The 19,627-nt window shown below is 65.0% G+C and carries 14 protein-coding genes and 1 tRNA gene; 8 read left to right on the forward strand and 7 right to left on the reverse strand.

Going from position 1 to position 19,627, the window contains the following annotated elements:
• The first annotated feature begins 133 nt into the window (after positions 1–133).
• The 5 genes from ACYQR9_RS22060 to ACYQR9_RS22080 all read left to right on the forward strand — a co-directional run bounded on the left by ACYQR9_RS22060 (position 134) and on the right by ACYQR9_RS22080 (position 5,638).
• Positions 134–1,003, forward strand: coding sequence for a branched-chain amino acid ABC transporter permease (locus ACYQR9_RS22060; protein WP_207412835.1), 870 nt, complete (start codon positions 134–136; stop codon positions 1,001–1,003).
• Between the two features lie 4 nt (positions 1,004–1,007).
• Positions 1,008–3,473, forward strand: coding sequence for a branched-chain amino acid ABC transporter ATP-binding protein/permease (locus ACYQR9_RS22065; RefSeq protein ID WP_461228052.1), 2,466 nt, complete (start codon positions 1,008–1,010; stop codon positions 3,471–3,473).
• Positions 3,474–3,497: 24 nt separating this feature from the next.
• Positions 3,498–4,409, forward strand: a complete 912-nt coding sequence (locus tag ACYQR9_RS22070; protein WP_461228053.1) for a polysaccharide deacetylase family protein — start codon at positions 3,498–3,500, stop codon at positions 4,407–4,409.
• Positions 4,410–4,524: 115 nt separating this feature from the next.
• On the forward strand, positions 4,525–4,722 hold the full coding sequence (locus ACYQR9_RS22075; protein ID WP_018042694.1) for a hypothetical protein: 198 nt from the start codon (positions 4,525–4,527) through the stop codon (positions 4,720–4,722).
• Between the two features lie 613 nt (positions 4,723–5,335).
• Entirely contained in the window at positions 5,336–5,638 is a 303-nt protein-coding gene (locus ACYQR9_RS22080) for a hypothetical protein (protein ID WP_461228054.1), read from the forward strand.
• Positions 5,639–6,039: 401 nt separating this feature from the next.
• Here ACYQR9_RS22080 and ACYQR9_RS22085 read toward each other — a convergent pair whose 3' ends face one another.
• The 4 genes from ACYQR9_RS22085 to ACYQR9_RS22100 form a co-directional block, all read right to left on the reverse strand.
• Complete coding sequence (locus tag ACYQR9_RS22085; protein ID WP_461228055.1) at positions 6,040–9,147, reverse strand: efflux RND transporter permease subunit; 3,108 nt, start codon at positions 9,145–9,147, stop codon at positions 6,040–6,042.
• Complete coding sequence (locus ACYQR9_RS22090; protein WP_461228056.1) at positions 9,144–10,229, reverse strand: efflux RND transporter periplasmic adaptor subunit; 1,086 nt, start codon at positions 10,227–10,229, stop codon at positions 9,144–9,146. The genes ACYQR9_RS22085 and ACYQR9_RS22090 overlap by 4 nt, the downstream gene beginning before the upstream one ends.
• A gap of 337 nt (positions 10,230–10,566) precedes the next feature.
• Positions 10,567–10,830, reverse strand: coding sequence for a hypothetical protein (locus tag ACYQR9_RS22095; RefSeq protein WP_056432548.1), 264 nt, complete (start codon positions 10,828–10,830; stop codon positions 10,567–10,569).
• A 197-nt stretch (positions 10,831–11,027) separates the two neighbouring features.
• Positions 11,028–11,117 (reverse strand) — tRNA-Ser (locus ACYQR9_RS22100).
• 681 nt (positions 11,118–11,798) lie between these two features.
• On the opposite strand from ACYQR9_RS22100, the gene ACYQR9_RS22105 reads away from it, so the two are divergent.
• The 3 genes from ACYQR9_RS22105 to flhA all read left to right on the forward strand — a co-directional run bounded on the left by ACYQR9_RS22105 (position 11,799) and on the right by flhA (position 16,097).
• Positions 11,799–12,965, forward strand: coding sequence for a calcium-binding protein (locus tag ACYQR9_RS22105; protein ID WP_461228057.1), 1,167 nt, complete (start codon positions 11,799–11,801; stop codon positions 12,963–12,965).
• 356 nt (positions 12,966–13,321) lie between these two features.
• Positions 13,322–13,585 (forward strand): hypothetical protein, encoded by a 264-nt coding sequence (locus ACYQR9_RS22110; protein WP_056424916.1) that lies wholly within the window; start codon positions 13,322–13,324, stop codon positions 13,583–13,585.
• 358 nt (positions 13,586–13,943) lie between these two features.
• Positions 13,944–16,097, forward strand: coding sequence for a flagellar biosynthesis protein FlhA (flhA, locus tag ACYQR9_RS22115; RefSeq protein ID WP_311274912.1), 2,154 nt, complete (start codon positions 13,944–13,946; stop codon positions 16,095–16,097).
• A 259-nt stretch (positions 16,098–16,356) separates the two neighbouring features.
• On the opposite strand, the gene ACYQR9_RS22120 is transcribed toward flhA, so the two are convergent.
• From ACYQR9_RS22120 to fliI, 3 genes are all read right to left on the reverse strand, one after another.
• Positions 16,357–17,412: a lysylphosphatidylglycerol synthase domain-containing protein gene (locus tag ACYQR9_RS22120; protein WP_311274911.1), complete on the reverse strand. Its 1,056-nt coding sequence runs from the start codon at positions 17,410–17,412 to the stop codon at positions 16,357–16,359.
• A gap of 140 nt (positions 17,413–17,552) precedes the next feature.
• Positions 17,553–17,960 carry a flagellar export protein FliJ gene (fliJ, locus tag ACYQR9_RS22125; protein WP_027174293.1) on the reverse strand — a complete coding sequence of 136 codons (408 nt, stop codon included), beginning with the start codon at positions 17,958–17,960 and terminating at the stop codon, positions 17,553–17,555.
• An 83-nt stretch (positions 17,961–18,043) separates the two neighbouring features.
• Entirely contained in the window at positions 18,044–19,399 is a 1,356-nt protein-coding gene (gene fliI / locus ACYQR9_RS22130) for a flagellar protein export ATPase FliI (protein WP_056424907.1), read from the reverse strand.
• Positions 19,400–19,627: the final 228 nt, after the last annotated feature.

Consider the following 19,627-nt stretch of genomic DNA (forward strand, 5'->3'; position numbering starts at 1 on the left):
GCCTCGAAGGAGGTCTCCGGAACTCACTGTGCGAACTGGACGCCTCCTTCGAGGCCTCCGCTTCGCTGCGGCGTCTCAGCGATGAGGTGGCTGGGTGGGATGGACTACATGATACGGTGAAAGTGAGAGTTCCATGTTGACCGGCTCCCTTGTGAGCGGCCTCGGTCTCGGGAGCATGTATGGGCTCATCGCCCTCGGCTTCCACGTGACCTACGCCGTCTCCGGTACGGTGAATTTCGCGCAAGGAAGCGCCGTCACCCTCGGGGCGGTGCTGGGCTACATGCTCGGCGTTACATTGGGCTGGCCGATGCCGTTGGCAGTGGCCGCAGCCCTGGCCGGCTGCGCGTTTCTCGGCATCGTGGTCGAGCGCATCCTGGTGCGCCCCTTCGTCGAGCGGAACTCGGATGCCTGGCTCCTCGCCACGGTGGCCGGGGGCGTGGTGCTCGACAACGTTATTCTGTTCACCTTTGGCAAGGAGCCGCGCAGCCTGCCCTCCCCGCTCGCGCGCAACCCGGTCGATTTCTTCGGCACCGGAATATACCCGCTGCAGATCGTGATCCCGGTGGTCGGTCTGGCCGTCGCCTTCGCCATCCGCACGGTGTTCCGGCGGACCGATCTCGGTCGGGTCTTGCTGGCCGTGGCGCAGAATGCCGACGCTGCGCGGCTGATGGGCATCGACGTGCGTCGGACGGTGGCTTGCGCCTTCGCGCTCTCCGCCCTGCTCGCGGGCGCGGCGGGCCTCCTCATCGCCCCGCTGTTCTCGGTCTCGGCCGAGATGGGCACCCTGTTCGGCATCAAGGCCTTCGCCGTCGCCATTCTCGGCGGGATCGGCTCCGCCACCGGCGTGGTCCTGGCCGGTCTGCTCTACGGCGTCGTGGAAGCCCTGGTCACCGGCTATCTCGGTTCCGGCTACACCCAGATCGTCGTGTTTTCGGTGATCATCCTCGCGCTGGCTTTGCGCCCCGACGGCCTTCTCGGCCGGGCCGCCGTGAACAAGGTCTGAGCCGATGCGCTCCGGAAGCTCCGCCCTGCCCCTCGCCATTCTCGCCCTCACCGTCGCGGGGATCGGCCTCGTGGCCGCCACCGACGGGTACAGCCATTTCATCATCGCCCTCGTGGCGTTGACGACGCTGGCCGGAACGGGGCTGAACGTCCTCCTCGGCCTGACCGGCCTGATCTCCTTCGGCCATGCCGGTTTCTACGCGATCGGCGCCTATGCGAGCGCCATCCTGACCCTTTCCGGGGTGAGCTTCTGGCTGGCGCTCCCCGCCGCCGGCCTGCTCTCCGGGGTTCTCGGCGGCGTGCTCGCGATCCCCGCCATGCGGGTCAAGGGCCCCTATCTCGCCATGGTGACCATCGCCTTCGGCTTCATCGTCGAGCATGGGCTGATCGAGGGCGGCGCGCTCACCGGAGGCCAGAACGGCCTCGTCATCGCCACCGGCCCGACCCTGTTCGGATTCCCGTTCCTGGAGCGCGAACTCGCGATCCTGTCGGTCCTCGGCGCCGGCCTCGCCCTCTACGGCTTCCATCGCCTCGCGCGCAGCCGCCTTGGCCTCGCCATGCGGGCGGTGCGGGACGCGGATGTCGCCGCCGCGTCCCTCGGCTTCGATCCGGTGCGGGTGAAGACCCTGGCCTTCATGATCTCGGCGGCACTGACCGGCCTCGCCGGGGCGGTGCTGCCGCCGTTGATGCTGTTCATTGCGCCGAGTTCGTTCCCGTTCACCCAGTCGATCCTGTTCGTACTCTCGGTGGTGGTGGGAGGCGCCGGCACAGTGCTGGGGCCGCTCTTCGGTGCCCTGGTCACCGTTCTCCTGCCAGAGACCCTCTCCGGGCTCGCAGAGTACCGCCTGCTGTTCTTCGGCCTCGCGACGCTGGTGGTCCTGTGGCTGGTGCCGGCCGGCATCGTCGGGAGCCTCGCCCGGCTCCTGCCGCGCCGCGTTTCCGGGACTGCGTCTGGAACCGGCGGCGACGTCGTGTCCTACTTGGCGCAGACGCAGCCGGAAGCGCTCTCGGTGGAGGGGATCGGCATCAGCTTCGGCGGCATCAAGGCTGCGGAGGGCGTCTCGGTGAACGCCGCACCTGGCGCCGTCACGAGCATCATCGGCCCGAACGGGGCCGGCAAGACCACCGTGCTCAACATGGTCTCGGGGTTCTACCGGCCCGGTGCCGGGGCGATCCGACTCGCGGGTCGGGATCTCGCCGGTCTGCCCGCTCACCGTATCGCCCGCGCCGGCATTGCCCGGACCTACCAGACCACGCGGCTGTTCGGTTCACTGTCGGTCATCGACAACGTGGCCCTCGCCATTGCCCCCGGGCGTCTGTTCCGAGCAGGCGCGAGAAGCGATGTCGCCGCCTCTACCGCCCTCCTCGCCTTCGTCGGCTATACCGGAGCCCTCCACCGGCCCGCCGCCGAACTGCCTCACGTGGATCGCCGCCTCGTCGAAATCGCGCGGGCCCTGGCCGGTCAGCCACGCGTCCTTCTGCTTGACGAGCCCGCAGCGGGCCTCACTCGCGCTGATACCGACCGTTTGGGTGGTCTCCTGCGCCGCATCGCCGATTGCGGTATCGTGGTGGTTCTCGTCGAGCATGACATGCCCCTCGTCATGGGCATCTCGGACCATATCCTCGTCATGGATGCCGGACGGCCCATCGCGCGGGGGGACGCTACTGCGGTACGGGCCGATCCCGCCGTCCTGCGGGCCTATCTCGGTGGTGCTGATACCCCTGCCCGGCCGCGCCCGTCCCCTTGGAAAGGTCCCGCCGACGCGGTTCTCTCGGCTCTCGACCTGACCGCGGGTTACGGCGCCGCACCGGTCCTGGACCGGCTGTCGCTGGATGTCCGTCCCGGCGAGACCGTCGCGCTCCTCGGCGCGAACGGGGCGGGAAAATCCACCGCCATGCGTGCGTTGAGCGGTCTCCTCCGCCCGGTAGAGGGCGCGGTGATCCTGGAGGACCGTGCCATCGCCGGCCTACCGGCCCATGCCATTGCCCGCCTCGGCCTCGCCCTCGTGCCTGAAGGCAGGCAGGTCTTCCCGGAACTCTCCGTGTTGGAGAACCTCCGGCTCGGCGCGCATGGACGCAAGGCCCCGATCGATCCGAGTGAGATCGAGGCCCTGCTCGACCGGTTTCCCCGCCTTCGCGACCGGGCAACGAGCCGGGCCGGGCTACTTTCGGGCGGCGAACAGCAGATGCTGGCCATCGCTCGCGGGATGATGGCGCAGCCGCGCATCCTCCTCCTCGACGAACCCTCGCTCGGGCTCGCCCCGTCCATGATCAACGCCCTCTACGCCGTCGTGGCCGAGTTGCGCGACCAGGGCGTGACCATCCTCATCGTCGACCAGATGGCCGCACTGGCCTTGACCGTGGCGGATCGCGGCTACGTGCTGGAACAGGGCTGCGTCGTCGCCTCGGGCTCGGCGGCGGAACTCTCCGCCGATGAGACCCTTGCCGCGGCCTATCTCGGTGCTGCCTGACAATTCGAGGGAATGAGATCGATCATGGAGCGCGATGCATTGACGGATGCACCGAAACACCACGGCCGCTACCGCTATAGCGCCCTGCCCGATCGTCCCGTCTACGACTGGCCGGGGGGGAAGCGCCTCGCGGTCTATGTCGCGCTCAATCTCGAGACTTTCGATTTCGGATCAGGCCTCGGCGCTGAACTGGCTCCCGGCGGTCCCCAGCCGGACGTGCTGAACTATGCTTGGCGCGACTGGGGCAATCGCGTCGGCGCCTGGCGGATGAAAGCGCTGTTCGACGAGCTTTGCCTTCCCGCCAGCGTCCTTGCCAACAGCCGGATCTACGAGGATTGCCCCGGTCTGATCGAGGCTTTCCGGGCACGCGGCGACGAGATCGTCGGCCATGGCCGCACCAACGCGGAGCGACAGGGCAGCCTCGACGAGGATGCCGAGCGCGCCCTCATCGCCGAAGCCACTGCCATCCTGGCTCGGGAGGAAGGCAGGGCCCCCGCCGGATGGCTCGGTCCCTGGATCTCGCAATCTCGCGTGACGCCGGACCTTCTGGCCGAGGCGGGATACCGCTATCTCCTCGATTGGGCCCATGACGAACAGCCGCTCTGGTTCTCCACACGCGGAGGCGGGCGCATCCTTTCGGTGCCGTATCCCCAGGAACTCAATGACATCCCCGCTATCGTGGCGAGGAAAGATTCCGCGCGGGACTTCGCCGATATGATCGTCGATGGCTTCGACGAGATGCTGCTGCAATCGGAGCGGGCCCCGCTTGTCATGGGGATTGCCCTGCACCCCTATATCGTCGGTCAGCCGCATCGGCTGCGGCCGCTTCGGGCGGCGCTTGCCCACATCGCCTCCCACCGCGACGAAATCTGGCTCACCACCGCTGGAGCCATCGCTGACCATGTGACGAGCCAGGCGGGACCGGAGCCGGGATAGCGCCACCACTTCGTACGTTGCTCCGACCCAGAGCGCCCGCTGGGTTTGTTCCGTCAGTAAGCGATATGGCTATTAAAGGGTGGAAGGCGCGCAAGGCTTGCGCCATATAGGGGACATGACCGAAACATCGACATACCCCTACACCCTGGAAATCCTCAGCCCCCGCACCGAGGGCGCGACCTACCAATGGGCCATTCGCAAGGGTGGCAAGCTGGTTCAGCGCTCGGACCGAAGCCTGACCAGCGAGGCCAAGGCCCGCGAGAACGGTCTCGCTCAGATCGAGAAGCTCCTATCGGGTTTTGGCGAGCGATAAGCTCGGTTTTCTCCGGTTCCGCACCCGGATAGCGGCCGGTCCTAGTTGAACGCTGGACCGCCGCTAAGACCGTATCGCCGGAACGTGACGTGGGGTCGGGCCTCCCCAATTGGCTTCGGCCGATGGGGTATATGGCGTCACGGTTGACGCCTTTGCCCTTCCACGAACGCTGAACACCTTCCTGACTACCCTGGCCGCAGCGACCTAGTCCGAATGGGTCCTGCCGGCCGCTTTGCAAATTGCGTTGGCATATTATATCCCAGTATGTGTCTCTGACGCCGATTGCTGGGAGGTCGCTCGATGGTGAAGCTGGTGCAACCCGATCGTCCAATCTGGCCTCCTTTTCCGGACGAACCCAATGAGGTGCCTCCTTCGATAGAGGATAGGCTTCAGGGCGGAACGCCAAGCGAGCGGATACCGCAGGCGGAACCTGGATACAGCCATGCGACCGAACGTAAGGAGCTTGTTCGACCCGCCATATTGCCGGGTTCATAGCTGGCTGCCTACACAGGTCTTGAGTTGTGGCGAGTGTGATAGGCTGCAAAGCTTGAAACTGATCGCCCTCACGTAGGTTGACGTCTCAGAGATTCACTTGTGAATTCTGGGACGTTTCATGACGAAGATCGCCACTTCCTTCTTTGCGGTGATGCTGACTGCGTCCGCTCCCGCCTTGGCGCAATCGACAGGGCCGGCGGAAATCAAGCAATCCGGCCCGGCACGTATGACAACGCCAGGGACCACCGGCGCGCCGGTGGTGAAGCCGGGGGGAATCGATAACGGTGGTCCAGGCTCTATTGGAACCGAGGCGTATGGTGCCGTAGGCGCGGAAAGCCGTTCGAATAACTCGGGTGCTGCGGGCAACGCCAACAAGCCTGAAGTCGCGATCCCCAATACGGGCGGCGGTGGCGGACGATAGACCGCGCTTTGGACGTAGTCCCGCAACCGTATTGGTGCTAGTCAGTTGCTCGTGCCGACGGTATAGATCCAGGATTTCGTTGAACGATGGCTGTATATCGGCAGATATGAATTGGCTTATACGATGATATCAGCTCGACATTAGATTTTAGTCATTCGATTGCTGAAAATTATAACGCTACGGGTGTGATGAATTCGTGGCCTGTATGGCATTCACGCAATCCGGTATTTGCATTTGGGCGGAAGCCGCTCCGCTTAATCGACCGTAGACCAGTTATCAGACGATCGACCGGCCCGCGCGAGGAGGGCACCATCGCGAGCCGGTCGATGTACCGCGCATTCACCGGGTGAACGCGCGATGTCGGCATGCCCGAAGCGGCTGGGCATGATTGATATGTCCCGCTACGATGCGGCCGGGTGAGCCATCGAGGTCGCGCCGGCAATCGTCCGGTCCTTGTCCGGAACTCGCTTCACGCGGAACCAGAGGGCATAGAGCGCGGGGAGGAACAGCAGGGTCAGAAGCGTCCCGACACCGACGCCTCCGATGAGGACGTAAGCCAGCGCTCCCCAGAACACCGAATGGGTGAGCGGGATGAAAGCGAGCATGGCGGCGGCTGCGGTCAGGATGACGGGGCGGGCGCGCCGCACCGTCGATTCGACGATGGCGTCGTAATCCGACAGGCCGGCTTCACGGTCGTGGTGAATCTGGTCCACCAGAATGAGCGTATTGCGCATCAGGATGCCGGATAGGGCGATCAACCCCAGAATGGCGTTGAAGCCGAAGGGCTGGTGAAAAATCAGCAGAGTCGGCGCGGCACCGACCAAGCCCAGCGGGGCGGTGGCGAAAACCATGAACATGGCCGCGAACGAACGCACCTGAATCATGATGACCGTGAGGGTCACGATCAACATGATCGGGAAAACCGCCACGAGCGACATCATCGCCTTCGCGCTTTCCTCGACCGCGCCGGCTGTGTCGATGCGGTAGCCCGGGGGTAGCTTGGCCTTGATCGGATCGAGCAGGGGCGCGACCTGAGCGTGGATGTCCGGTGGCTGCTTTCCATCGATCACGTCGCCCTGGACGCGGATATAGGTCTCGCGATTGTAGCGCTTCAGGACTGCATCCTCGCTGGTGCTCTCGAGCCGGGCGACTTGGGACACGGGCACTTGGCGGCCGTCCTTCGTCGCCAGCGTCAGGTCACCGATCTCGCCGAGTGAGCGCCGCTCCGGGCCGGGGCTGCGCAGCAGCACATCGACCGAGCGCAGGTTCTCGCGCACCTGCGTGGCGGGGGTGCCGTTGAGATAATTCTGCAGCTGCTGGCCTGCCTCCTTCGGGGTCAGCCCGATCAGGCGCAGTCGCTCCTGGTCGAAGGCGAGCCTCAGATTGGGGGTCTTGTCGCCCCAGTCCAGATGAACCAGGCGCAGGTTCGGGTTGGCCGCCATGACTTCGCGGATCTCGGCTGCGATGCCACGGATCACGTCGAGATCGGGACCGACGACCCGGAAGGCCACGGGGAAGCGGATGGGAGGGCCGAACACGATCTGCAGCACGCGCACCCGCGCCTCGGGGAAGCGGCCCTCATCGACGAGTTTGCGGACCCTGCCGCGTAGGACGTCGCGGGTCGCCGCATCGGCGGTCTGCACCACGATTTGGGCGAAGGCCGGATCTGGCAGTTCGGGATCGAAAGAGAGCACGAAGCGGGGCATGCCCTGGCCGATATAGCTCGTGATCTCCCCGGCTTCGGACAGTTCGCGCACGGCCGCTTCGATCCGCTTGACGCTGGCCTCGGTGGTGGCGAAGGCCGATCCCGCCGGCAGGGTCACCTCGACGATGAGTTCGGGGCGCTCGGAATTCGGAAAGAATTGCTGTTCGACCTTCCCCATGGCCACCACCGCGAGCGCGAACAGACCTACCGTGATGCCGGCTGCCATCCATTTGTGGTCGACCGACATCCGCACAACGCGGCGTAGGCGCTGGTAGTTTTTCGTGGCGTAGATGGCCTCGTGGCCGCCTTCCACTTTCTTGATGTTCGGCAGAAGCTTGACGCCGAGATACGGCGTGAAAGTCACGGCGACGATCCAGGAAATGATCAGCGAGAAGGCAACGACCCAGAAGATGTTACCGGCATACTCCCCGGCGGTGGAAGCGGCGAAGCCCACCGGCAGGAAGCCCGCGATGGTGACAAGCGTGCCCGTCAGCATCGGCGCGGCGGTGGCGCTCCAGGCATAGGTCGCGGCCTCGATCCGGTCGGCGCCTTCCTCCATGCGCACCACCATCATCTCGATGGCGATGATGGCGTCATCGACGAGTAGCCCGAGCGAAATGATGAGGGCGCCCAGTGTGATGCGGTCGAAGTCGCGGCCCGTCACCATCATGACGACGAACACCGCCGAGAGGGTGAGCGGCACGGCGAGCGCCACGACGATGCCGACCCGGAAGCCGAGCGCCACAAGGGAGACGAAGATCACCACGCCGAGGGCCGTGAAGAACTTGACCATGAATTCATGGATGGCGTCGTCGATGACCTTGGCCTGGTCGGTGATCTTGGTGAATGTGATGCCCACCGGCGTCTCGTGATGGATCGCCATCTCCTCGGCATTGAGGGCCGCGCCGAGGTTCAGGCCATTGAAGCCGGGCTTCATCACGAGGCCGAGCATGAGCGCCGGTTCGCCGTCGTTGCGGATCTCGAAGGTCTTCGGGTCTTCGTAGCCGCGCTTGACCTCGGCGATATCGCCGAGCTTGAGACTGCGGTCCCCGGCCGCAACGGGGAGGTTTCGGATCGCGTCGAGTCCGTCGATGGCGCCGTCCAGGCGCAGGTAGACGCGTGGACCCACCGCCTCGACGAAGCCTGCCGGTGTGACGTCGTTCTGATTGGCCAGCGCCGCCAGCACTTGCTGGCCGGTGATTCCGAGGGTGGCGAGGCGCTGATACGAGATTTCGACGAAGATCTTCTGGGCCTGCTCGCCGAGGATATTGATCTTCTCGACGCCGGGCACGCGCAGTAGGCGCTGGCGCATATCCTCGGCCCGTAGCACCAGCTGCCGGTGCGGAAGACCCTTTGCCTGCACCGCGTAGAGGGCGAAATAGATGTCGGAGAATTCGTCGTTGAGCAGCGGCCCAAGCACGCCACGTGGCAGGCTGGAGGCCTGATCGGAAAGCTTCTTCCTGGCCTGATAAAACTCCGATTGGAGCTTGGCCGGCGGCATGTTGTCCTTGAAAATGACCTTGGTCATCATCAGGCTGGGCCGGACCGTCGTCTCGGCGCGATCGTAGTAGACGAGTTCCTGCAGGCGCTTCTCGAGCGGGTCGGCGACCTGACGCTGCATTTCCTCTGCGGTGGCGCCGGGCCAGGCCGCCGAAACCGTCATCACCTTGACGGTGAAAGCCGGATCCTCTCCTCGCCCGAGCTTTTCGAACGCGAAGAAGCCGGCACCCGTTAAAGCAATGAGGAGAAAGAGCGTGACCGCTCGTTCTCGGACCGCGAGTGCTGAAAGGTTGAAGCCGCTCACCGCACGACTCCCGTCATGCTCGCCGGGGCCGGCCTGACCTTCTGGTCGGGCTTCAGAAGATGAGCACCCAGCGCCACGATGCGGTCACCCGCACTCAGGCCCGCGACGATGTCCGCGCGCTCCTCGCCCATACGAGCGACCTTCACGACTTGAGGCCGCACTGTTTCGGTGGCTGTGTCGTAGCGCCAGACGGAGGTACCTTGGCCTTGGTCGAATAGCGCGCCAAGCGGAACTTCCACCGCGGCGGCACGGCCGGCACTCAAGGTCTTGAGCAGCAGGGTCACGGTCGCGCCGAGTGGCGCGGTCTCGCCGCCGCCCGACAGAATGTAGCGCGCGCGGTAGGTGCGCGTGGCGGGGTCGGCGGTTGCCGAGAGTTCACGTAGCCGCGCGGGATAGGTGCTCTCGCCTTCGGCGTAGAGGGTGGCCGAGGCTTCGCCTTGCGCGGCACGCCGGCTGCCCTCCGGCAGGAACACTTCTGCCTCGCGCGCGCCATCGCGTGCCAGTTTCACCACCGTCTGCCCGGCGGCGACCACCTGACCGGGCTCCGAGGGGACCTCCATCACGACCCCGTCGGCATCGGCCTGCAACTCGGCATAGCCGGCCTGGTTGGCGATCTGGCTCGCTTGGGCTTCGGCATTGGCGAATTGCGCGATGGCGGCGTCGGCCGCGCCTTTGTTCTGATCGTAGGTCTGTTTCGAGGTCCAGCCGTCGGAGACGAGTTTCCGGCTGCGCTCCTCGTCGGCTTTGGCCTTGATCATCTGAGCGCGGGCAGCCTCGACGGAGGCGCGGGCCGCGTTGAGCGCGAGGCTGAAATCGGTCCGGTCCAGGCGCATCAGAGGCTGGCCGCGCGTCACCCGGTCACCCGGATCGACGAGACGTTCGAAGATCTTACCTCCGACGCGGAAGCCGAGATTGCTCTCGGTGCGAGCCCGGATCACCCCCGTGTAGCGGGCCATCCCGCTGCCGCTGCGCACGACCTCCACGGTCTGGACCAAGGGCGGCTGAGGTGACACGGCGGTCTCGGCCGGCGAGCATGCCGTCAGGGCAAGCCCGATCATCCCGAGCGCAATCCTCGCATCCATCACGCATTTCCCCGTCGACGACTCATCGCGAATAAGATGATGAGTAACATATATTTTGCCAAAGAGAAGCGTCAAGATGCCTCGCTGTGGAGCGCGCCCTGTCTGAGGACGTCGCTCTCGGCCTATCGTGGGGAAAGGCGGCTCTGCCGGTACTGAAGGCCGCGGCGGTCAGAGTTTCGTCGTCTCCGCCCGCATTGTGATCGGGCCGCCAGGGACTCACAGCGAAAATCTGAGAACACGGGCAACGGCATGAGCCGATGCTGGGTCACGCCGCACAAAGAGGCCTTGCGACTCCCGTTTTCAACGAAACAGCTGGCGCCGAGGCCGGAAAACGGGGTCAGCCCCGCATGGGGCGGGCTTGCAGGATGGCCGCCAACACGAAGGGGCGCTTCATCAGGGGGCCGGCATTGCCCCGGTTGACGAAATCATTCGCGCCGGGATGCCGTCGCACGGCTTTTCCCAGATCGAGACGGTAGCCTTCCTTGAAAACGAAAGGCGGCGCCATCGAATTTGCAAGAAACACCTCGACGGCAGCCGCCACTTCCTCTTGGGAAATCAAATTCAGGTCGCACAGGGCGGCTGTCGTCAGCTTTTCGGTCATTCCGAATGGTAGAGCCGCGCCGCTTTCCGGGCAACCATTTGCGCGCCCAGTGCGTCGGCATTCTTCATCGGGCAAGCCATGCCTGACGGTGCAAGCTCGGGCGCATCATATCAGCCTCGGCCCACCACGTGCACAACCGCGACGCGGGGATAGGACAAGGTCAGAAAGCTGTAGTTTGACAGGGGTTTAATGGTTGATGGCGGAGGGAGCGGGATTCGAACCCGCGATACCGTTTCCGGTATACACACTTTCCAGGCGTGCGCCTTCAACCACTCGGCCACCCCTCCAGTCTCACACGTCGATGCCAGCCAAAGAGGCGGCGGCGATGCGCGAGTGGCGTGCTGTACAAGCCGCGTTCTCGGCGTGCAAGGGACCAGAGCACCGATCGGGCGAGGAAACGTCCGATTTCGCGCTTGCTCCGGTCTACCTGTGTCTCAATGGCACCGGGCGGGCGCATCGGAACGCGGCATGCGTTGCGCCATGCGAGGGGGGCTTGGACCGCCACGCGAGGGGGTCTTAGACCGCCATGCGGCGGGTTTTGCGCGATCAGGCGCATTGCGCATCGCGGGGGCTCGAGCGTGGCCTGTCATTGCCGGTCCCGTCGTCGAGCGCCGGGATAAAACCGAGTGGTTCGTTTGGTCGTCGGCGCTCGCTTCGGCAGGCCCGGATGAACAGACCGTGTCCTGCCGTTTGCTGATGTCCCTTCCGTTGAAGGTCCGTTCCGGTTTGCCCGTCCAGCGAAGGCTCGAGGGCGTGGTTTACCGAGCATTCCATGGAGGGGCGCGTCGGCCTGTAAGACGCCTTCCCAGATAGACTAGTTGGGTAGCGGCTCCCCGGTTTCTAGTACTTTTTATGCAATTGCCGCATTACTTCGCATCTGATTTTTAGAGAGGGCAGATTGCGACGAGATCCTGGCGAGTTTTCGTCGTGCATCGACCTGAACGTTGCGATGCAGCGAGGAGCGGGACATGCCTTCTATCAAGTATACGTACGGCGTTGAATTCGATCCTAACGCGAGCCTTGCGATATCGATATCGAACGCGATCTATGACGATGACGGCGCAAAGTACAAATTTCGCGGGCAGATCAACAACGATCCGTATGGGAATGTGATCGCCCAGCTCTATAATGGCATCAACAATCTATCGGAAGATTATATCCTGGAGCAATATAAAGTAAGCTTCAACATAAATTTCTCCGATACTACGGGGAACGTGACGCTGAATGGGCATGATTTCGATGACATCATTCAGGGCGGCGTGGGAGACGACATTCTTCGCGGTGGTGCGGGCGACGACACGATACGCGGCATGGGCGGGGCCGACACGTTCTGGGGCGGTGACGGCGACGACCGCCTCGTCGTAAGGGAGGCAGGCGCGAGCGTTCACGGCGATGCCGGCATGGACAAACTGTTCCTGCAGGGAGGAGACAGTTTCGTCTTCACCGACGATACGCTGCAGAATGTCGAGATCATTCATCTCGGTGCGGGCTCCGAATTGGACCTCTCCGCCGTCACGGCGGGCGTGACCATCATCCAGACCAGCAAGATCGGAACTCCCGGCACGATCGTCGGCACTCAGGATGCCGACACGATCATCGCAGGTGGTGGATACGTCTCTATCAGGGGCGGCGACGGCGACGATGTTCTCAAAGGGACGACCGGATTGCCCAGCTTCGCCGGAGAGGGTGGGAACGATGTCATCACCCTCGGCATGCGGGGCGGCCACGCAACCGGGGGCGAAGGCGATGACGTACTTGTCGGAAGCTCCGTGGCACCGAGTGCACTGCACGGCGATTCCGGCAATGATCGCATCAAGGCCGGCGCGGGTGGAGCGACGATCGGGGGCGGCGCGGATGCCGACAAGCTGTTCGCCAATTCGGGAGAGGACCTGTTCGTCTTCACCGCCGGTTTTGGCCGCGACAACCTCTATGGCCTCGATGTCGAGAACGATCGCATCGCTGTGGCCATGGCGGGTGTGGAGTCCGGCGATCTCATGTTCCGTTCGATGAATGGCGGGCAGGATACGCTGGTGACGTTCCGCGGCGTCGAGAGCAGCAACAAGATCATCCTGCACGACGTCCACCTCGCCGACCTCAAAATGGCTCAGGACGACCTGTTCCTTTTTGGTGCGTGATGGCGAGACTGGCCGCGAGATCTCCGCCCCACCGCACGGCTCCGTCTCGAGCCGTCGACCCGCCCGGCTCAGGCCGCGGCGGGTTTCCGCCGTCGCCCGAATGCGCCGAGCATGAGAAGAGTCGGGGATGGCTTTGGACGGGTCCATGGGCCGGGACCCCGGAGGCTTCGATCTGCGCGGTAAAAGCATCACGGAAGCCCCGTCGTTTCTCGCAAGTCATGAATGACACTTTGGCACCATGATAAACATAGGTGTATGTATTTTCGCGCAAATCCTTAAATTGTGCTTAGTATTCATTAGATTTGGAACATGGAGGATGAGTAATTATTGACCGCCGTCAGTAACGGAGAATGCCTATGTCGAACATTCGCTTGCTCGCACTCGTCGCTCTACTCGGCATGGTCCCGGTCGGGACCGCAACGGCCCAGCAGGGCACAGGATCGCCGGGCGCCAGCGGGGCTCCTACGGGGGCCGAAGGTCAGAAGGTAGAGACCGGCAAGGAGATGACGGGCGGCGAGCGCGGCGGCGGATCGGGAAATACCGGAGTCCCCGGTGGCTCCCCGGCAGCCGATGGCAACAAGACGCAGGATAGCCGGACCACCAAGACCCGCGATCGCTGATCTGCCCCTGCCTCGTTCCGGCCGGAGCGCTCTGCGCCGAAGCGGATTCCGGTTTGGCGAAAAAGAGCGCGGCACCAGGAAGGCCTGGAGATGTGCCCCGGCCCGACGTGGTCGGGCGCATCTCTCGGCGGATCACTCCGCGCCCGGCAATCGATGCTTTCGGGGCCGTATTAGAGACGGCCGAGAGCGCTCTCTTCTGGAAGCGAGCCTCTCTCCCCTCGTACCGCCCCTCCCCTCAAGCCGGTTCGGTCGCCAACGAGCCGGATTTGGTCGTCACAGTCCTTAAAAATTAACTCTTCGCTAACCCTGAGCCCGGCAATTCTTGCCGGGTCCACGTGGGACGTGAAGGGTGTCGAGTATGAGCGAGACGGGCGCCGCCGCGCCGGCTCAGGGGCCGGGTCTGGGGCAGTTCGCGAGTTTCGCGATGCCCAACCGCGCCAACCTCACCGCTCTGTCGAAGCGCACCGACCTGTTCTTCGCCACGGCGGTGATGGGCATCCTCACGGTGCTCATCTTCCCGCTGCCGGCCTTCCTGCTCGACCTGCTGCTGGCCGTCTCGATCATCATCTCGGTCATCATCATGATGACGGGCCTGTTCATCGACAACCCGCTCGAATTCACCGTCTTCCCGACCCTGCTCCTCGTCGCGACCCTGTTGCGGCTGGCCCTGAACCTCGCCTCGACGCGCCTGATCCTCGGCCATGGCCACGAGGGAACGGCGGCTGCAGGCCACGTCATCGAAGCCTTCGGCAACTTCGTGATGGGCGGCAACTTCGTCATCGGCATCATCGTGTTCGCGATTCTCATCATCGTGAACTTCGTCGTCATCACCAAGGGTTCGGGCCGTATCGCGGAAGTCGCGGCCCGCTTCACCCTCGACGCGATGCCCGGCAAGCAGATGGCGATCGACGCCGATCTCTCGGCCGGTCTCATCGACGAGAAGGTGGCGAAGGCCCGCCGCGCCGCGCTGGAGGAGGAATCCTCCTTCTTCGGCGCCATGGACGGTGCCTCGAAATTCGTGCGCGGAGACGCCATCGCCGCGCTGCTCATCACCTTCATCAACGTCATCGGCGGCATCATCATCGGCGTGGCCCAGCAAGGCATGCCCTTCGGTGCCGCCGCGAAGACCTACACCCTGCTCACCATCGGTGACGGCCTCGCCAGCCAGGTTCCGGCCCTCATCGTCTCGACGGCGGCGGGTATCCTCGTCTCGAAGGCGGGCGTGAAGGGCTCGGCCGACAAGGCACTCGGCAAGCAGCTCGCCAACTACCCGAAGGCGCTCGGCATGTCGTCGGGCGTGATGGTTCTGCTCTCGCTGCTGCCGGGCATGCCGATGCTGCCCTTCCTCGCCCTCGCCGGCGCTTCGGGCTACGCCGCATGGCACTTCGCCAAGGTCGCCCGCGAGGCCCCGCCCCTCGATTCCGACGGTGCGCCGATGGACGCCACCGCCGTGGCCGCCGCCCAGGCCGCCAAGGAGGAGACGGTGACCGATCTCCTCAAGCTCGACGATCTGAAACTGGAAATGGGCTACGCGCTCCTCGCCCTCGTCAACGGGCAGGAGGGCCAGGACCGCCTGACGGACCAGATCAAGGCCCTGCGCCGCCAACTCGCGGCGGAACTCGGCTTCGTCATGCCCTCGGTCCGGATCCTCGACAACGTCCAGCTCGATTCCAACGCCTATGTGGTCCGGGTGAAGGAGATCGAGGCCGGCACGGGTCAGATCTTCCCCGGTCAGTTCATGGCGATGGACCCGATGGGCGGACAGGTGCAGCTGCCCGGGCAACACATGCTGGAGCCGACTTTCGGCCTGCCCGCCACCTGGATCGACGCCTCCCTGCGCGATCAGGCGCAGCTCAAGGGCTACACCGTGGTGGACGCGGCCACCGTGGTCTCGACCCATCTCACCGAGATCATCAAGGCGCATGTCTCCGAGCTTCTCAACCATGTGGAGGTGCAGAAGCTGCTGAAGGAGCTCTCGAAGGACCACGCCGACCTCGTCAAGGAGGTGGTGCCCTCGCAGATCGGCACCACGGGCATCCAGCGCGTGCTGCAATACCTCCTCGCCGAGCGGGTCTCGATCCGCGATCTCGGCTCCATCGTGGAAGGCATCGCCGAGGTGGCGGGCCATGTGAAGAATCCGCGCGACATCGTCGAGCATGTCCGCGCCCGTCTCGGCCGCCAGATCTGCGCGCAGTACCAGGGGCATGACGGCATGCTGCCGATCATCACTCTCTCGCCGCTCTGGGAGCAGACGTTCCTCGAATCCATCGCCGGGGAGCGCGACGAGCGCTACCTCGCGATGCAGCCCTCCAAGCTGTCGGAATTCGTCAACACGGTGCGCGACCGCTTCGAACAGGCCGCGCGGATGGGCGAGATGCCTGTCCTCGTCACCTCGGCTCAGGCTCGGCCTTTCGTGCGCTCGATCATCGAACGCTTCCGCCGCGAGACGGCCGTCATGAGCCAGGCGGAGATCCACCCGCGCGCGCGGCTGCGGACGGTCGGTTCGGTCTGAGGCCGATATCCGGAATCACGGTGAGGGTCCGCCCGACCGTACCGCGGCGCTCTAAAGGCTCCTTGAGCCGTTTTCCCAATGCTCTGCCTCATCCTGAGGTGCCGCATAGCGGCCTCGAAGGAGACGTCCAGAGATCGCGCGACCACTGGAAGTCTCCTTCGAGGCCTTCGCTGCGCTTCGTCTCCTCAGGATGAGGTGATCTGATTGGATGATGGTCCTTGGCACAGGTACCCGCTGGGACATCCGAACGACCGGATTCTTAGAGCGGCTTCTTCTCCAGCCGCTTCTCGATCCTGTTCGGATCGATGCCCGGAGCGACGACGGGGGGCGCGGGCACGGCGGAGGCCGGCGGCGCTTTCGCGAGGTCGGCCAGGCGTGAGCGCTCGTAGAGCAGGACGACCACTACCGAGATGAGCGCCGGGATCCAGAAATAGAACACCCGGAACACGATGACGGCCGCGATGATCGCGTCCTTCTGGCCGGGATCGGTGATCTGCATCGCCGTGATGAAGACGAGTTCGAAGACGCCGAGCCCGCCCGGGGCGTTCGAGACCAGGGCGACGGAGAACGAGGCGAGGAAGATCGCGATGACCGCGATCGGGCCGGGATTCACCGCTTCCGGCAGGGCGAAATACAGGATGCCGGCGGCGCCGAGCAGTTCGAGGGGGGCCGCCAGGAGCTGGCGGCCCATGATCGCCGGGCGCGGATATTCGAGCTTGAACTTGCGGATGTGGAGCGGCGGAAGGCGCAGGATCGACCCGGCGACGTAGAGCGCGACGAAGGCCAGCAGCCCGATGCCGACGATGAGGGCGGTCTTCGGGTCGGTGAGGAAGCCCGGCAGGATGCCCTTGAGCCGCGAGAGCAGCTGCGGCTCGACCACGAGGACGATACCGCCGAGGAGCACCGTTCCGAGGAAGAAGGTGAAGGAGCAGAGAGCCACCAGCACCGCCACCTGGGCGGCCGAAAGGCCCTTGGCCGTATAGGCCCGGTAGCGGACCAGGGCGCCGGAGAAGACCGAGGCACCGATATTATGGGACAGCGCGTAGGTGGTGAACGAGCACACCGCCACGAAGAACCAGGAGATGCCGCGCACGCCCAGATGCAGCAGCGCGATCCGGTCGTACCAGGCCAGGGCCGCATAGGCGACGAGGGTGGAAAGCCCGGCCAGCACCATGCGATGCGGCGGAATGGCGACGATGGCCGCCCATACCGCCGCCATCGAGGTCGTCTTCAGCTCCTGGTAGAGAAAGTAACCGGAGATGGCGATCGCCAGGATGCCGATGAGCGGCCAGGCGAAATCCTTGATTGTCTTCATCACGAACCGGTCATGCCCCCACAGCCCAGCCTACCTGCACGACCGCGAGGAGCATCGCAAGCGAGACGGCCGGCCCAGGCATTACCCGGACAGATGTCATGTGAACATGACGACTTCGTGCCGCCCGCCGCGCCGCTCGTTCAGGCGCGGATGCGGGAGAGGCCGATACCGTCCATGGCCGCCTGATCGCGGGCCGCCTCGGCGACGCGTTCCGCCGTGCGCTCGCGATCCTCGAGGATCTCGATCTTCTTGAGCTCCTCGAACGCCTCGCCGAGCTCGGCCTTGGCGTCCGTGAGCTGGCCTTCCAGGGCGAGCGCGGATTGGCGCATGTTGTCCCGTCGGGTCGCGGCGGCGCGGGCATAGGTCGGATAGGCGAAATGGCCGGTATCGGTGATGCCCGCGCGGCCTTCCTCGTAGGCGACCTCGCGGTCGAGCTCGGACGCCATCCGGTTGAAATCGGCCATCATCATCTCGATTTGCGTCACCCGCCGACGCTTCTCGTCGACCTGGAAGCGGCGCAGCCGGATCAACGTGTCACGCGATTTCATATTGAGGGTCCCATTCCACGCCACGCACGAAAGGCCGGCGCCGTCGGCGCCGGAGACGAGAGAGAAGACGTTCCGGACGTCACTCAGGCGCCGCCGACGATCGCTGCCAACCGTTGGTAACCCTCGCCTATCGAGGTTGCTTCTTCCTTACTCTGACCCAGAAAAGCCTCGATACTTGGCATCAACCCGACGGCTTCGTCCACTTCCGCCGACGCGCCAGCCCTGTAGGCGCCGAGTCTGATGAGTTCCTCCATGTCGGCATAGGTGGAAAGGATGCGCCGGGCGCGCCTCACGGTCGGCAGATGGACGGGGTCGCAGGAGCGCGGCATGGTCCGCGAGACGGAGCGCAGGACGTTGATGGCCGGGTAGCGTCCCCGCTCGGCGATTCCGCGCTCCATCACGATATGCCCGTCGAGGATGCCGCGCACCGCATCGGCCACGGGCTCGTTGTGGTCGTCGCCCTCCACCAGCACGGTGAACAGGCCCGAGATCGCGCCCTGCCCCGTGCCGGGGCCGGCCCGCTCCAACAGGCGCGGCAATTCGCTGAACACCGTCGGCGTGTAGCCCTTGGCGGTGGGCGGCTCGCCCGCGGCGAGGCCGATATCGCGCTGGGCCATGGCGAATCGGGTGATCGAATCGATCATGCAGAGAACCTGCGCGCCCTGATCGCGAAAGTACTCGGCCATGGCCAGGGTGACGTAGGCTGCGTTGCGCCGCATGAGGGCCGGCTCGTCCGACGTCGCCACTACCACCACCGAACGGGCGAGGCCGGCGGGGCCGAGATCGTCCTGGAGGAATTCCTGCACCTCGCGCCCGCGCTCGCCCACGAGGCCGATCACCGCCACATCCGCCGCCGTGTAGCGGGCGAGCATGGAGAGGAGGACGGACTTGCCGACCCCGGAGCCGGCGAAGATGCCCATGCGCTGGCCGGCGCACATGGTGATGAAGGTGTTGATGCAGCGAATGCCGAGATCCAGCGGTGGGCCGACTCTCCGCCTTGCATGGGCCGGCGGCGGATCGGCGCGCAGGGGGTAGATGGCCGGGCCGGGCGGCAGCGGGCCGAGCCCGTCCACCGGTCGGCCGAGGGCGTCGATGGTCCGCCCGAGCCAGCCGGCGGAGGGGCGGATCGCGCCGGCCGCCTCGTCGCGCACCATGGCCGGACAGCCGCGCCGAACGCCTTCGAGCGAGCCGAACGGCATGGCCAGCGCCCGGTCGCCCTGGAACCCGATGATCTCGCAAGGGACGGCGCCGCCGCCATGCTCCACCATGATGTCCAGGCGCCCGCCGAGCCGCATGGCGGCGACCGGCCCGGCGACCTCGACCAGCAGGCCCTTGATCGCCACGACGCGACCGAAGGTCTCCAGGGTCTGGATGCCGGCGAGCGCAGCCTGGGCCGCAGCGAGATTCAGCGTGGGAGAAACGCGGGGTCGGTCCGTCATCTGCGCGTCTCTCAACGATTCATTTACCTCCCTCCTTAACACTGCGTACATCGGGCTTGAAGCGGTCCGTCGTCATTCATGAACGGACTTTCGTTCGTTCGGGGTAAGCGGCATCGCTTGAGCGTGTCAGTTGAGATACAGCTTTCGACGAATGCAGATCTATCAAGTGCTTAGCTGAATGTTTTCGTGTAATGCTTGCGCCGGCCCCTCACCTCTCGGGGCCGGATC

The organism is Methylobacterium sp. CM6241, from assembly GCF_054817845.1.

Excerpts from the sequence above, each read along its gene's own strand:
- ACYQR9_RS22080 (WP_461228054.1), top strand. The coding sequence starts at position 5,336 with ATGACGAAGATCGCCACTTCCTTCTTTGCGGTGATGCTGACTGCGTCC.
- flhA (WP_311274912.1), top strand. The coding sequence starts at position 13,944 with ATGAGCGAGACGGGCGCCGCCGCGCCGGCTCAGGGGCCGGGTCTGGGG.
- ACYQR9_RS22075 (WP_018042694.1), top strand. The coding sequence starts at position 4,525 with ATGACCGAAACATCGACATACCCCTACACCCTGGAAATCCTCAGCCCC.
- ACYQR9_RS22110 (WP_056424916.1), top strand. The coding sequence starts at position 13,322 with ATGTCGAACATTCGCTTGCTCGCACTCGTCGCTCTACTCGGCATGGTC.
- ACYQR9_RS22060 (WP_207412835.1), top strand. The coding sequence starts at position 134 with ATGTTGACCGGCTCCCTTGTGAGCGGCCTCGGTCTCGGGAGCATGTAT.
- fliJ (WP_027174293.1), bottom strand. The coding sequence starts at position 17,960 with ATGAAATCGCGTGACACGTTGATCCGGCTGCGCCGCTTCCAGGTCGAC.
- ACYQR9_RS22065 (WP_461228052.1), top strand. The coding sequence starts at position 1,008 with ATGCGCTCCGGAAGCTCCGCCCTGCCCCTCGCCATTCTCGCCCTCACC.
- fliI (WP_056424907.1), bottom strand. The coding sequence starts at position 19,399 with ATGACGGACCGACCCCGCGTTTCTCCCACGCTGAATCTCGCTGCGGCC.
- ACYQR9_RS22090 (WP_461228056.1), bottom strand. The coding sequence starts at position 10,229 with ATGGATGCGAGGATTGCGCTCGGGATGATCGGGCTTGCCCTGACGGCA.
- ACYQR9_RS22105 (WP_461228057.1), top strand. The coding sequence starts at position 11,799 with ATGCCTTCTATCAAGTATACGTACGGCGTTGAATTCGATCCTAACGCG.
- ACYQR9_RS22120 (WP_311274911.1), bottom strand. The coding sequence starts at position 17,412 with ATGAAGACAATCAAGGATTTCGCCTGGCCGCTCATCGGCATCCTGGCG.
- ACYQR9_RS22070 (WP_461228053.1), top strand. The coding sequence starts at position 3,498 with ATGGAGCGCGATGCATTGACGGATGCACCGAAACACCACGGCCGCTAC.
- ACYQR9_RS22095 (WP_056432548.1), bottom strand. The coding sequence starts at position 10,830 with ATGACCGAAAAGCTGACGACAGCCGCCCTGTGCGACCTGAATTTGATT.